At 51.3% G+C, this 14,305-nt stretch carries 10 protein-coding genes and 2 tRNA genes; 6 read left to right on the forward strand and 6 right to left on the reverse strand.

Annotated elements, in window-relative coordinates:
* The first annotated feature begins 204 nt into the window (after window positions 1–204).
* Window positions 205–3,237: a PVC-type heme-binding CxxCH protein gene (locus JI741_RS12535; protein ID WP_202009820.1), complete on the forward strand. Its 3,033-nt coding sequence runs from the start codon at window positions 205–207 to the stop codon at window positions 3,235–3,237.
* A gap of 83 nt (window positions 3,238–3,320) precedes the next feature.
* Window positions 3,321–5,726, forward strand: a complete 2,406-nt coding sequence (locus JI741_RS12540; protein WP_202009822.1) for an ABC transporter permease — start codon at window positions 3,321–3,323, stop codon at window positions 5,724–5,726.
* Between the two features lie 66 nt (window positions 5,727–5,792).
* Here JI741_RS12540 and JI741_RS12545 read toward each other — a convergent pair whose 3' ends face one another.
* The gene (locus JI741_RS12545; RefSeq protein ID WP_202009825.1) at window positions 5,793–6,857 is read right to left on the reverse strand and encodes an acyloxyacyl hydrolase; all 1,065 of its coding nucleotides are present in this window, start codon (window positions 6,855–6,857) and stop codon (window positions 5,793–5,795) included.
* Between the two features lie 112 nt (window positions 6,858–6,969).
* On the opposite strand from JI741_RS12545, the gene JI741_RS12550 reads away from it, so the two are divergent.
* From JI741_RS12550 to JI741_RS12565, 4 genes are all read left to right on the forward strand, one after another.
* A complete protein-coding gene (locus tag JI741_RS12550) occupies window positions 6,970–7,263 on the forward strand; it encodes a YciI family protein (RefSeq protein ID WP_202009827.1) in 294 nt (97 codons plus the stop codon).
* Between the two features lie 271 nt (window positions 7,264–7,534).
* Window positions 7,535–9,517 carry a WG repeat-containing protein gene (locus JI741_RS12555; RefSeq protein WP_202009829.1) on the forward strand — a complete coding sequence of 661 codons (1,983 nt, stop codon included), beginning with the start codon at window positions 7,535–7,537 and terminating at the stop codon, window positions 9,515–9,517.
* Between the two features lie 105 nt (window positions 9,518–9,622).
* Window positions 9,623–10,126: an RNA polymerase sigma factor gene (locus JI741_RS12560; protein WP_202009831.1), complete on the forward strand. Its 504-nt coding sequence runs from the start codon at window positions 9,623–9,625 to the stop codon at window positions 10,124–10,126.
* A gap of 12 nt (window positions 10,127–10,138) precedes the next feature.
* The gene (locus JI741_RS12565; RefSeq protein ID WP_202009833.1) at window positions 10,139–10,759 is read left to right on the forward strand and encodes a hypothetical protein; all 621 of its coding nucleotides are present in this window, start codon (window positions 10,139–10,141) and stop codon (window positions 10,757–10,759) included.
* Window positions 10,760–10,856: 97 nt separating this feature from the next.
* Here the strand turns inward: JI741_RS12565 and JI741_RS12570 are convergent, their stop codons facing one another.
* From JI741_RS12570 to JI741_RS12595, 5 genes are all read right to left on the reverse strand, one after another.
* Complete coding sequence (locus JI741_RS12570) at window positions 10,857–11,612, reverse strand: hypothetical protein (RefSeq protein WP_202009835.1); 756 nt, start codon at window positions 11,610–11,612, stop codon at window positions 10,857–10,859.
* 256 nt (window positions 11,613–11,868) lie between these two features.
* Window positions 11,869–11,943, reverse strand: a tRNA-Val gene (locus tag JI741_RS12580).
* 65 nt (window positions 11,944–12,008) lie between these two features.
* Window positions 12,009–12,081 (reverse strand) — tRNA-Lys (locus JI741_RS12585).
* Between the two features lie 53 nt (window positions 12,082–12,134).
* Entirely contained in the window at window positions 12,135–12,911 is a 777-nt protein-coding gene (gene eutC, locus JI741_RS12590; protein WP_202009837.1) for an ethanolamine ammonia-lyase subunit EutC, read from the reverse strand.
* 11 nt (window positions 12,912–12,922) lie between these two features.
* Complete coding sequence (locus JI741_RS12595) at window positions 12,923–14,302, reverse strand: ethanolamine ammonia-lyase subunit EutB (protein ID WP_202009839.1); 1,380 nt, start codon at window positions 14,300–14,302, stop codon at window positions 12,923–12,925.
* Window positions 14,303–14,305: the final 3 nt, after the last annotated feature.

The raw sequence follows: 14,305 nt of genomic DNA on the forward strand, positions 1-14,305 counted from the left end.
AGGTTCAAGTCCTTAGGGTGCTATTAACCATAATACAACACGGAAGTAATATTCCGCTGACAAATGTGTCGAAATCGGCCCCGAGCCAGGCCGTTGTGACCCCTATTCTATCGTTTGAAACACCCTATAAAGGCCCAAAACTGCATATGGTATAATTGACAATAAGGATATTGCTATGTACCTTACCGGTCTAGCCTATATATTATGTCAAAATTCAACTTTCGCCCGGCCTTTTGGCTCGGCGCAGCGGCCTTGGTAGCCTTCTCCTGCAAGCAAAAGCCAGCCGAAACCAACGACGAACACTCCACCGCCGCTTCACTGGCCGACCTCAAGGTTCACGAGGGGCTGGAGGTGACGCTCTTCGCGTCCGAACCCATGTTCACCAATCCCACCAACATCGCCATCGATGCGCGAGGCCGGGTTTGGGTGTGTGAAGCCTACAACTATAGAAATCAATATAACATCAAGAATCCGGCAAAGGCCGAGGGCGATCGCATCATGATTTTGGAAGACACCGACGGCGACGGCAAAGCCGACAAAAGCAAGGTGTTCTACCAGGGAACCGATGTGAACTCGGCGCTGGGCATTTCGCTGTTGGGCAACAAGGTGATTGTGTCGTGCAGCCCCAATGTTTTTGTGTTCACCGACGACAACGGCGACGATGTTCCCGATAAAAAAGAGATTTTCTTCCAGGGCATTCAGGGTCTGCAACACGATCACGGCATGCACACTTTTGTGTTTGGCCCCGATGGTCGTTTGTATTTCAACTTTGGCAACGAAGGCAAATCGCTGTTGAATGCTGCCGGCGACACGGTGGTTGATGTTCACGGCCACAAGGTGGTGACCAACGGCAAGCCCTTCCGCGAAGGCATGGTGATGCGCTGCGACGTGGATGGCTCGCACGTGGAAGTGTTGGGCAACAACTTCCGGAACAATTTTGAAGTGTCGGTCGATCCTTATGGAACACTCTGGCAATCGGACAACGACGACGATGGCAACAAAGGCACGCGCATCAACTACGTGATGGAATATGGAAACTTTGGCTACCGCGACGAAATGACCGGCGCCAGCTGGAACACACGACGAACCAATCTTGAAAAAGAAATTCCCCTGCGCCACTGGCACCTCAACGACCCCGGCGTGGTGCCCAACATTCTGCAAACCGGCTCCGGCTCACCCGCGGGTATAACCGTTTACGAAGGTGATTTGCTTCCTGAAATTTTCCGGGGACAAATGATTCACGCGGAACCCGGTCACAACGTGGTGCGTGCCTATCCGGTTGAAAATGATGGCGCGGGCTACAAGGCCACCATCGTGAATATTCTGGAAGGACAAAAAGACCAATGGTTCCGTCCCATTGACGTGGCCGTTGCGCCCGATGGTTCGTTGTTTGTGGCCGACTGGTATGATCCCGGCGTTGGTGGCCACCAGGTGGGCGATCTTGACAGGGGACGCATCTATCGCGTGGCACCAGTCAAGACAAACTACACGGTTGCAAAAACAGATGTGAGCAGCACGGAAGGCGCCGTTGCCGCATTGCTCAATCCCAATCCCGCCGTGCGTTTCCTGGGATGGACTGCGCTGGCTGCAGCGGGCGAGAAAGCAGAGCCTGCGCTACAAACTTTGTGGAAAGAAAGCAACCCGCGACATCGCGCACAAGCGTTGTGGCTGTTGTCGAAACTTCCGAACGCTGAAACGTATATCGATCAGGCATTGACCGACGGTGATGCCAACCTGCGCATTGCCGGCGTTCGCGTGATTCGTTCACTGCAAAAAGATGTTTTGCCGGTAGCCCTGAAGTTGCAAAATGATGCGTCGCCACAGGTGCGGCGTGAAGTGGCGCTGGCCATTCGTGGAAACAAGACGGCCGCGGCGGCTGATGTGTGGACAACGTTGGCGCAGCAATACGATGGCAAAGACCGCTGGTATCTCGAAGCCCTGGGCATTGGCGCCGACGGCAACTGGGATGCATATTTCACAACCTGGAAAAAGAAAGTGGGCGCAGCCTGGAACACACCGGCCAACCGCGACATTGTGTGGCGTAGCCGAAGCAAATATGCGTTGCCGTTGCTGGCCGAGCTGATCAAGGGGTCGAACGACCAGGAGATGCTTCGCTACTATCGCGCCTTCGACTTTCACACCGATGCCTCCAAACAAACCGTGCTGGCCCAGCTGGTGCAGCAAAGCCAGGGCGACAAACTTGTGCTGGCACTGAAACATATGGACGCGTCGAAGTTGAAAATGACGCCGGCCATCACCACCGCGCTCAACAAAGTGCTGGACGCGAAAAAAGGAAAACTCGAGTTTGTAGAACTCGTCACGTTGTTCAACTTAAAGGATCGCGCAAAAGATCTGCTACAGTTGGCCGTGCAATATCCCGACAGCACCGTGGGCAAAGAATCGGCCCGCACGCTGATGCTGAAATGGAACAAGACCGATCTTGTGATGAATGTAATAAACAAGGGCACAAAAGAAGAAGCACAAGCCATGATCAAAGGACTATGGCCACTTATGAATAACCAGAATGTGGTGGCGTTGATGGAAGGTGTGATGATGGACAGCGCAAAAAATATAGAACTGCGCAAACTGGCGGTGAAAACTTTTGGTGGCCAATGGGGTGCCGAAGACCGGTTGCTGGTGTTGGCCAAGGAAAATAAAATTCCGGAAGCGTTGAACACCGCTGTGGCCGGTGTTTTCCAGACGGCATGGCGTGGCCAGTTGCGCGAAGAGGCCGCGAAGTATATCAAACTTCCGGGAAGCAAAGAAGGCACGGCGCTGCCCGCTGTTTCGGTGTTGGTAGATAAGCATGGCGATGCGGCAAAGGGTCAGGAAGTATTCAAGACGCTGTGCATGCAATGTCACAAAGTGAAAAGCGAGGGCGTGAATTTTGGGCCGGAGCTGAGCGAGATCGGCGACAAGCTTTCGAAGGAAGCGATGTATGCCGCCATTCTCTTCCCCGACCAGGGCATAAGTTTTGGCTTTGAAGGCTACAACATAAAGCTGAAAGACGGCTCTTCTGCCTTCGGACGCATTGTGTCGGAAACGGAAGACAAAGTGGAGATGCAATACATGAGCAATCCTCAAACCGTGTTGAAAGAAAACATAGCCTCACGAACCAAGCTGGAAACATCGCTCATGCCCTCAAACCTGCAATCGTCGATGAGCGAGGATGAGTTGGTGAACCTGGTGGAGTATCTCACCACGTTGAAAAAGGACGAACGCGTGAGCAAAAACTAAAACCGGCGTTTTTTTGAATTTTGCCGTGCAGGCTGCAACCTAACCCCATGGCGTCGCGTCATAGGGGTTAGACTCGCTTTCCTATGCTGAAAAATTATCTGACCACCGCCTTTCGCATCATGCTGCGGCAAAAGGCTTATTCTTTCATCAACATTGTTGGGCTTGGGCTGGGCATTGCCGCCAGTTTGCTCATTATCCTCTATGTGGTGGACGAAATAAGCTTCGATCGCTTTCATAAAGACTATCACAGAACCTACCGCCTTGGTTTCAAAGGGCGCCTGCAGGGCAACGACTTCGATATGGCAGTTTCGCCTGCCCCGGTGGCCGAAGCCATGCAGTCGGAAATTCCGGAAGTGGAATCGGTGGTGCGCTTCGGTTTGTGGCGAACCATGCCCATGAGCTTCGACGACAAGTCGTTTACGGAGCGCTACATGTTGGTGGCGGACTCAAACTTTTTTGAGTTCTTCTCCTTCCCCCTCGTGAAAGGCGATCCGAAAACCGTGCTGAAAGGGATGAACAAACTGGTGGTGACCGAGTCGGCCGCTAAACGTTATTTTGGTGACGAAAATCCAATCGGAAAAATTTTGTTGCGTGGCTCTGAAAAAACCGCCTGCGAAATAACGGGTGTGGCCAAAGACGCGCCGGGCAATTCGAGCATTGTGTTCGATGTGGTGCTGTCCAGCCAGTCGTGGCAATACATGCGCGACACGCATTGGACATCCAACAACATCTACACCTATGTTAAAGTAAACCCGCAAGCGACTGTTGATCCGATTAAAAAGAAGCTCGACGTGATGGCTGAAAAAAACATGGGACACGAGCTTGAAGAATTGCTGGGCCTCACGTTCAAACAGTTTCGGGAGCAGGGCAACGATGTTGGTCTAAACCTGAACGCTTTGGAAGATCTTCACCTCCGCGTGAACCAGCGCGAAGAAATTCTACCCGCCGGCAATTTGCAATACCTCTATATATTCGGTGCCGTTGCTGTTTTTATTATAATCATTGGCTGCATCAATTTCATGAACCTGTCCACCGCGCGTTCGGCTAACCGGGCGAAGGAGGTTGGGGTACGAAAAACGATTGGAGCGCTTCGCTCCAAACTCATGAGTCAGTTTCTGGCCGAGTCGTTAATCTACAGTGCCTTGTCGATGATGTTGGCCATGCTCATCATTGCCGCTGTGCTGGCACCGTTCAACGTGCTGTCGGGAAAAACACTCACGTTGGCGCTTTTTGCAAAACCGATGGTGGTGGTAGGATTGATTTTGTTCACCGCGGTTGTTGGGTTGTTGGCGGGAAGCTATCCGGCGTTTTATCTCACATCGTTCCGGCCATCGGAAGTGTTGAAGGGAAGGGTTCGTTCAGGCTTCAAGAACTCGGTCATGCGGAATGCACTGGTCACGTTTCAGTTTGTGATTTCCATTGCATTGATATTAGGAAGCATCGTGGTGTATAAACAGCTGATGTTTATGCAGGAAAAAAACATGGGTTTCCAGAAAGAAAATGTGATTGACTTGTTGCACACCTGGTCGCTCGACAAGAACGCGAAAGCCTTCAAGAACGAGCTGGCGCAGCATCCGGAGTTTAAGGGGGCCAGCTTTTCCAGCAGCCTTCCGCCGCACATTGGCTGGAGCAATGCATTTCGCAAGGGCGGCACCGAACAGGATTTTCTATTGCAGGTCTATCACGTAGACCACGATCACCTCGCCACCATGCAGTATGAAATGGTGGACGGAAGATTTTTCTCGCGCGACTTTGCCAGCGACACCGCGGCCGTCATTCTCAACGAATCGGCCTATCGCCAGATGGGGTTTGATAAACTTGAAAATCAAACCATCACCGACTTCAGCGGCGACAAGCCACATCCGTTGAAAATCATCGGTGTGATGAAGAATTTTAATTTTGAGAGCTTGCGCAACGACGTGAAGCCCATGGCCATTCTTCTGGGAGGTGAACCCAACGGCGAAATGGCTATACGCCTGGCGCCGGGCAACACACGCGAACAATTGAAACTGCTGGAAACCATCTGGAAGAAATACTCCACAAACGCTTTTGAATATTCGTTCATAGACGAAAACTTCGATGCCCTCTTTCGCTCCGAACAACGCATGAGCTACATCGTCCTCATCTTTACCGTGCTGGCTATTACCATCGCCAGCCTTGGGTTGTTTGGCCTCACCACGTTCACGGCCGAACAACGCGCAAAGGAAATCAGTATCCGTAAAGTGATGGGTGCTTCGGTGCCGCACATCATGATGCTGATGTCGAAAGATTTTGCCGTGCTCATTGTCATAGCCTTTGCCATTGCTGCACCGTTGGGCTGGTATCTGGCATCGAGCTGGCTCGATGGATTTGCCTATCACACCGGCGTGGATGCCTGGGCTGTTGTGCTGGCCGGTTTGGCGTCGCTGATCACCGCGGTGATCACCATAAGTTTTCAATCACTGAAGGCAGCCCGGGCAAACCCGGTAGATGCTATGCGCAGCGAATAAAACATAAAAACATAATCGTATAGCCTCTCTTCCAGAATGTGGGAGAGAGGTTTTTTTGTGCATCACCTAAAAGATATAGCCGGTGGAAATGGAGAGGAAGTCTGATATTTTGCCACGTGCGTGCAGCGCCACACCGGCATAGAGTGGGCCTTTGATTTTATATTCCAGCAAATAGACCTGATAAAATTTTTGTGCGCTGCTGGGATGGTTGGGTGTGATGTAGTAGGCCAGCTGCTGTCCGAACAAAAGCTTGCCAAAGAAAAAATAGTTCTGAAGACTGACGGAGCCCACCAGCGGATTGTACTTTTTTCCCGACTGCGCTTCCAGTACCTGTGCAATGCCATCGTAATAAAATTCTGCTCCAAGGCCAAGGGCACACACACGTCCCAAAGGTTTTGCTGCACCCAGGTTTAGCCCCCCGGCAAATCGTTTTTCGGAAGGAGCGTCTTGTGTCGGGTCCGATGTGTGTCGCCCGGCAAAAGCATGGGCAATGAATTTGATATCGCGATCGGTGAAGGGAACGCGCTTGCGGGGTTTCAGCAACAGCGGCTGCAAGGCATACTCCACCCCAACGCTACCCGACGCCACATTGATGCCCCAATTCGGCCATGTGCTTCCTCCGTTAGAAATGTGGCTGATCTGCGCCCCGGCCATCACACGCCAGCGATCGTTGATCGCATAATACAACGTGGGGTTGATCAGCAATAAAAAACTAATGTGTTGACTATAGTAGATGTTGTCGGGGTTGGCGGTGGTGTTGTGAATTTTGTTGAGGTAGCTAAACCCCGCACCACACCGCAGCGAAACCTGGATGTGTTTTGCGTTCACGATGAATGGCTCTGTGAAAACGGTGGCACTGACGGCGTGCCCCAGAATGGCGGTGTTGCCAAAGTCGGCATAGCTCAAGGAGACGCCGTTCTTTGTGTAGCAGTTTGCATAGTCCCAAGCGCGCTGTTCGTTTTTCAAAAGACTAAAGTTCACCTCGGCCATGCGTGGTGGTCGTGTGAGGAGCGTGGCGAGGCTGGGGTCGTCGATGAGAATTTTGCCGCTGTGAAAGCGTGCATCCACAAAATAGATCCGCGACGAGTCTGGCGTTTGAGCGGAAGTTGTTAAGGCGACGAGCAAAAGCAATAGGACCCGGGCGTGGCTATGCAAGGATACATTGGTTAGCACCTGAAGAAAAAATATACTTTTGAAGCGGGTCCGCATTGGTTTCGTTAAATTACAGAATCAAAAAAACATTATGGATAAAAAATATTTTGTTCTCAAACTAATTCCACCCCGACCCGACTTTGCGTCGACCATGACAGACGTGGAGCGTAGCATCATGCATCAACACATTGCCTATTGGAAACCTTTTCTCGACACCGGCAAACTTCTTGTCTATGGCCCTGTGCTCGACCCCGCCGGCACGTTTGGCCTGGGCATTGTGTGTGTCGAAAACGAAGCCGAGGCACGCGCCCTGCTTTCGAACGACCCCGCCCTCTCCATCAACACATTCGAAATTTTTCCAATGCTGGCGGTGGTGAAACAGTGAGTTAACCGTGTTGTGAGCGGGAATGTTCAGCGTTGACATGCGTTGTTTGAATACGTGATTAGATTTCTTCTCTTTAGTTGTGCACATTCTTCTCTTCGTGATAATTTTTTGGTGATGGCTCTGTGACCTTTTGCTTGGGGCGGGATTTAAAAAATACCCGACTTCACGCAAGCATTTGGTATTGGCTGCGTTCATAGGCTGTGATGATGGAATAGCCTTTTGTGGCGTGTTGTCTGGCGTGTGAGAGAACCTAACCAAACGTTTTTGTGATATGAGAATCGTATGTATTCCGCTTCTTTTTATGGCGATCACCTCGGCGTGCTGCCAATCCTTGCAAGAAACCAAACATCCCGACGACACGAGCCGATTCCGGGTGTCCATTGATCGTCATTGGGGTTTTATCAACAGACATGGGGAGCTGGTGGTGAAGCCGATTTTTAAAAATGCTGGCGATTTTTCCGAAGGACTTTGTGCGGTCCGCATAGATGGCTGTTTTGGCTTCATCGATAAGAACGGCACATTCGTTATCGCTCCCTCATTTGACTTTGCTACACAATTCAAGGAGGGATTGGCCATTGTTTTCCTCCGTGGAAAATCGTTCTACATTGATAGAGATGGAAAGCGGGCGTTCGATAACATATATAAACATGTGAGCGATTTTGGAAACGGCAGGGCATACGTGCGAACGTTCACCGGTAAGGAGGGTGTCATTGATCAGCACGGTAAACTCCTTATAGACACCATGTTTTCGGGGATTGGTAGTTTCTCGGAAGGCTGCGCCGTGGTGCGCGGCTTGCGTCAAAAGTCTCATGAGGATGAAGACCTGAATGTTGAGGTGGGCCTGATTGACGCCGAGGGAAAATTTATGGTTCCCTACAACCGCTATTCAAACATAGTCAATTCAAGCAAAGGATATTTCGAGGTGAGCGGGATTGACGACGACGACAAAGCGAGACGTTCCGGGCTTATCGACAGCAATGGGGCGGAGGTATTTATTCGTGCCGACACAGGCGAGGTGTGGCTTGCCGGAGGGCTTTGTGACGGACTCGCGCGTATACATTTGTACAACTACAAAGCAGATGCAATAACCGATAGCCATAAAGACAACGCCTACGAGGGCTTTGTGAATGATCGTGGGGAATTGGTTGTCGACAATCCGGAATTTAAAAATGTGTCTGATTTTTCAAGCGGTCGTGCCTTTGTGGAGGAACTCGACGGTCACTACTCGGTCATCAATACCCAAGGCAAAAGAATTGGCAGCGTTAAGTTTAACAATGTCCTCTCAACGTCTTATAATGTAGGATCTTTTCAGGATGGAATTGCCTTTGTATCGACCGACGATGGATGGGGTATGATCGACACCAGTACAAATTTTTTGATTAAACCCAGATTTCAGAAAATCGAGTCACCGGGATTGGTTGGTAATTATTTTTTCTTTGAGGGCGGCAACCCACAGGCAAGTGACATGGACGCCACGTTCTACGGCGTGGCCGACCGTGGTGGGAACGTTATATTCAATTCGGTGATGCAGACCTATGATCAGACTGGCTTTGTGAACGGCCTGTTGAAATATATGGTAGACAACAAACTCACCTTTGTGAATACCGATGGAAAAATTGTGTGGCAGGAAACGCCGCTGAAGGACGGAAAAATCACCGCATTAAACATCGACTACATGAACCGGGGATACTGCTACGCACAGTCACAACCAAATGAAGCGGATAATGGCCATGGCTACAGTGATAGCATGGCCGAAGCTGCCAGGATTAAAAATCGCAAGGGTGCCCCCGCCAATGTGCTTAGCATTACTATTGTTGACAATGATGCTGTGTTTGAAAATCAATTTAAGGGCATGGTAGTTCAGATTGCAAACCAATCAAAAAGAACTGTCCTTTTCAACGCGCAAGACAATCGCCTCGACATGAAGATGCAGGCACTCGACCACAATGGTGTGTGGCAAGATATAGAATACCTTCCCAATAGCTGGTGTGGCAATAGTTACCACACGTTGCGGCTCAAACGTAGTCGTTCGTGGTCGCTTGTGTTGCCGCGCTATGAGGGCGACATAAAAACCAAGCTTCGGGTGTCTTTGCAGTACATCGATCCGCGTGCTGCTGCGCCTTCCGCATTCTCAAGAGCAAAAGAAACCCTGGTGATTTACAGTCCCGAGTTTGAGGGGAGCGTCAACCCTGCGCAATTCTGGAGAAGGCCGGAGTATTATCGTGGGGGAATCATGGATCCCTATAATGAGTAGTCCCAGAAAGACCGCTGGAATTTGCAGTGCTTCAAAAATAAACCCACAAACCCCGTAGTTTTTTAGCCATCTTCCATACTAATAGGGAAACAGCAGAAGGTGCTAATGAACAATCCGCAATATCAGGAGTTCCTAAAGGATGTGAACGCGCATATCAACATCGTTCACAAGGTGTGCCGGGTGTATTGCCCGGGGCACCTGGAGGCTGAGCGTGAGGATGTTTTTCAGGAGATCATGTTTCAGTTGTGGCGGTCGTATCCACATTTTAAGGGGCAATCAAAATTTTCAACGTGGATGTATAAGGTCGCCTTGAACACGGCCATCACATACGTGAAGAAAAGCGCGCGCAATCCTGCCACCGAAAAACTGCGACCAACACACGACTTCGCCGAAACCACCGGGCCAAATCCGGAAGACGAGAAATTAAGTTTGCTCTATGAGGCCATCGACTCGTTGTCGCCACTTGACAAGGCCATCATTCTACTCTATTTAGAAGACAACAGCTATCAGGAAATAGCCATGATCATCGGCCTCACAAAAACCAATGTGAGTGTGCGGCTGGTCCGTATCAAAAAAGCACTGGAAGAAAGACTTCGCTATACCGATTAAACAAAAACGCATATGGAATCATTTGATGAAGTGAGAAAACTCTGGAACGCCAACAAGGCGTGTGGTGTGGATGATGTGAAAGCCGAAGCGTTGGCCGCCAACATCCGGAAACGACTTGCGCAGGAGCGGCGCACCGTGATGGAATATTTCTGGGCCGTGTTTGTCTATCACATTATCTTGTATGCGTTGGCTACGCATGTTGTCATTAAATTTTATGGCAATACGCTGGTGATGATTTTGGCTTCGGCGTGCGCCGTGCTGCATGTGCCGTTCACCATGGTGTTGCTGAAAAAATTCAAAGCGATGTGTGTTGCCCGGGCAGCCGAAACGGCGCATGAGGTTTCTGCCTATGTGGCGCAGCAGTATGAACAAGTACAGGCCTTCTTCATCTTGAAAAAACGATTCGACCTCATCAGCATTCCGGTGACCTGCGGTTGCATGGCCGCCACCATTTTCGAAGGCTATGTGCCCGGTGGCATTGCCAACAACGTGCTGGCAACCCTTGTGGTGTTCGCCCTGCTGTTCGGAGCCTTTGTGTGGGCCACGCGGCTTGACAACCGAAAACGTTTTGAAAAACCGTTGGTGCATTTAGATATGATCATGAAAGACTTCTCAGCGACCGTGATTGGGTGAGCGTTGTAAAGAACGGAGCAGATTTAGAAAATTGGAATGGGATAAATAGAAAAGCCAGGACGGAAGCCCTGGCTTTTTTGTTTCTGTGTGATCCGTGTTAGGATTGTTTCTTGCTTACTTCACCGTTTTTCAAATTGAGGGTGAAGTTTTCGCCACCCACAATCAGCAACGCCGCATCATTGCCCTGGAAGGTGATGTCGCCGGTGTATTTGAAGTCGCCTTTGCTGGGCACGCTTCCTTCGATGAGGTAGGTGCCGGTGCCGCTCACGATCTTGTGCGTCACTTTGTTTACGACCAGCGTGGTGAGTGTGATTTCAACCGTGCTGCTGCCTGACTTCGCCTGCTCTTTGTTTTCGAACGAGCCGCTGCGTTTGTATTGTCCGTTCAGCAAAAAGTTTTTCGTAGTGTCGGCGAGGCCGGTCACGTCGAGTTCGGAAACACCGGAGTGCGAGGCTTTCAGCTTTGGTCCATCAAACGCACCGCTATAGCTGAGGTCGACCGACACCAGCGACGGAGCGTTTTGATCGTTGCACTCCAGACGGAACTTGTAGCTGAAATCATAGCTAAAGGTGACGGTGGCACCTGAAGGACTTGATCCCGAGAAGGCGATGTTTTGCGAAACGCCGCAAGCGTTCACACGACCACCGGCATTATCCTTCAACAGGTCTTCTGTCACGCCGGTGGTTTTGTCCGACACGAAAGAAACCCCCGAGGTGTTGGAGGCCAGCGACGACGACACAATCACGGCGGCTTCATCGGTTGTGATGGAGTTCACCGGTGCGTCATCATCATTGTTACACGCGGTGAGGGCTGCAAACACGGTGAGGAATAATAATGCTTTGTGATTTTTCATAGAGCGTTGTTTAGTTTCCATTTGTGAAGCCATTAACGCACCAGATTGCGCGAAAGCGACTCTCCACGCCATGAACAGCCGGTTTCGTCAATAGACTTCTGAAATGAAAGGTTAACCGGCATACTAAGATTTTAAAACACGGGCCGATCCGCAGGGTTTGGATGGACGTTGTGCAATGGAATTGTGGAAATCTTCCGAAATTTTTTTGATGCGCCGTGGAAAAAGCTTTGGAAGAATAAGGGATGGGATGGAAGTGTGGGATGTACTGGATTCGAACCAGTGACCCCTACCCTGTCAAGGTAGTGCTCTAAACCAGCTGAGCTAACACCCCCGATGTTTGAGAAGCTAATGTAATAAAAAAAACCGCTCAGACATTTTGTCAAAGCGGTTTTGAAGTGACCCCGGAGAGATTCGAACTCTCGACCCATTGATTAAGAGTCAATTGCTCTACCAGCTGAGCTACGGAGTCAAAACGGTAACTGGGGTAGCAAAGTAAACCTTTGAACACATAGCATGCAAATCTTATTTTTCACCGGCCAGTAGCCCACCCTCGCCTTTGAGCATCACGCCCGACAGCTTGCGCCGGAGTGATTCGGCCACGAGGTAGAATATTTTTTGTGCCGCGTCGGCATAAACCAATCCTTCGGGCCGGATGTTCGAAATACAGTTGCGCGATTCGTCGGTGAGGCCCGGTTTAGGGTGATAGGTAAGGTAGGCACCCAGACTATGAGGCGATGTGAGTCCGGGCCGTTCGCCAATGAAAATCAGGGACAGTTCCGCTTTTAATAATGAGCCAATGTCGTCGGCAATGGCCACGCGTGCCTGGTCGGCCAACACCACGGGTGCCGTCGACAATCCCGCCGCGGCCAAGGCGGGCAGCAGTTGCGCAAGCACATGCACAGCGTGAAGGTTCACGGCTTCGGCAGAAAGACCGTCGGCAAAAACGATGCTCACATCTGCGGTGCCGGGCAACAGCGTTTCAATTTTTTTTCGCGACGCGGCATTTAACCTCCGACCCAGATCCGGACGTTGCAAATATTCCTGTCGTGTTTGCACCTGGCTTTGCAGCGACAACACCGAGAGGCCCAGGGTTTCCAATGCCGTGGTGAGCGCGGCATTGTCGAGCGTTGAATAGATGGCATCGCGTGCGTGGGCGTGGGCCAGTTTGAAATCGAGCGAGGCATTGGTGGGCAACCCCGCACCCACGCGCCCCAAGGCAATGCGCGCATCGGTGTGTGCGCGCAGCGAAATCCAGGGATCGGATGGAATGTGGAATGCAGGTTTATCGGAAGTGCTCATGCAGTCGGAAGCTATACTTTCATTTCTTTCAGAAGACGGTGTGATGCCTGGGGTGGCAACATTTTCCCGTATGCATCCATCAACCCCTGTTGCATCAGCCACGCTTCAAACTCGGGCGCCGGCCGCAAGCCCAAGACTTGTCGCACATAGAGTGCATCGTGAAAGGAAGTGGATTGATAGTTCAACATAATGTCGTCGGCACCGGGCACACCCATAATGAAATTGCAGCCGGCCACACCGAGCAGGGTCACCAGGTTGTCCATGTCGTCCTGGTCGGCTTCGGCGTGGTTGGTGTAGCAAACGTCAACCCCCATGGGAAGGCCCAGCAGCTTGGCGCAGAAATGATCTTCGAGCGCCGCGCGGGTAATTTGTTTGCCGTCGTATAAATATTCAGGGCCAATAAATCCGACAACCGAATTCACCAGCAGCGGTTTGAATTTCCGTGCCACCGCATAGGCGCGCGCCTCGCAGGTTTGTTGGTCCACACCTTCGTGTGCCTGCGCCGAGAGCGAGCTGCCCTGACCCGTTTCGAAATACATCACATTGTTTCCCACCGTGCCGCGTTGCAGGCTCAAGGCGGCTTCGTAGGCTTCGTGCAAAAGTGAAAGACTGATGCCGAAGCTTTGATTTGTTTTTTCGGTGCCGCCAATGGATTGAAAAACAAGATCGACCGGTGCCTGGCGTTGCATCACTTCCAACGCGAGTGTGACGTGACACAGCACGCAGCTTTGCGTGGGAATATCAAACTGTTGTCGCAAAGCGTCCATCATGTGCAACAGCTTTGTGACGGCGGATGGGCTGTCCGTTGCGGGATTGATGCCTATCACGGCGTCGCCGCTGCCATAGAGCAAACCGTCGAGCATGCTGGCGGCAATGCCGCGAGGGTCGTCGGTGGGGTGGTTGGGCTGCAGGCGTGTGGAGAATCTTCCTTTCAACCCCAACGTGTTTCGAAACTGCGTCACCACTTCACATTTTTGTGCCACAGCGATAAGATCCTGGTTGCGCATCAGCTTTGACACTGCCGCCGCCATTTCGGGCGTGATGCCCGGGCTAACCGCGTGCAGCATAGCCGCGTTGGTGGTGTCTGACAATAACCAGTTTCGAAATTCGCCCACGGTGAAATGTTGGATGACCGAAAATGCCGAGGCATCGTGACTGTCGATGATGAGCCGCGTCACTTCATCTCTTTCGTAGGGAATGATGGCTTCGCGCAGAAACACGTTGAGCGAAATGTTGGCCAGCGTCATTTGTGCAGCCACGCGTTCCTCATACGTGTGCGCGGCCAGTTCGGCCAGTGCATCGCCCGAACGGAACGGCGATGCTTTGGCCAACACGGTCTTTAAATCCTGGAAGTTGTAGACGTGATGTCGTATGGTATGTTGGTAGGCCATGGG

It is taken from the genome of Chryseolinea lacunae (assembly GCF_016735595.1).
Lineage (GTDB): Bacteria > Bacteroidota > Bacteroidia > Cytophagales > Cyclobacteriaceae > Chryseolinea > Chryseolinea lacunae.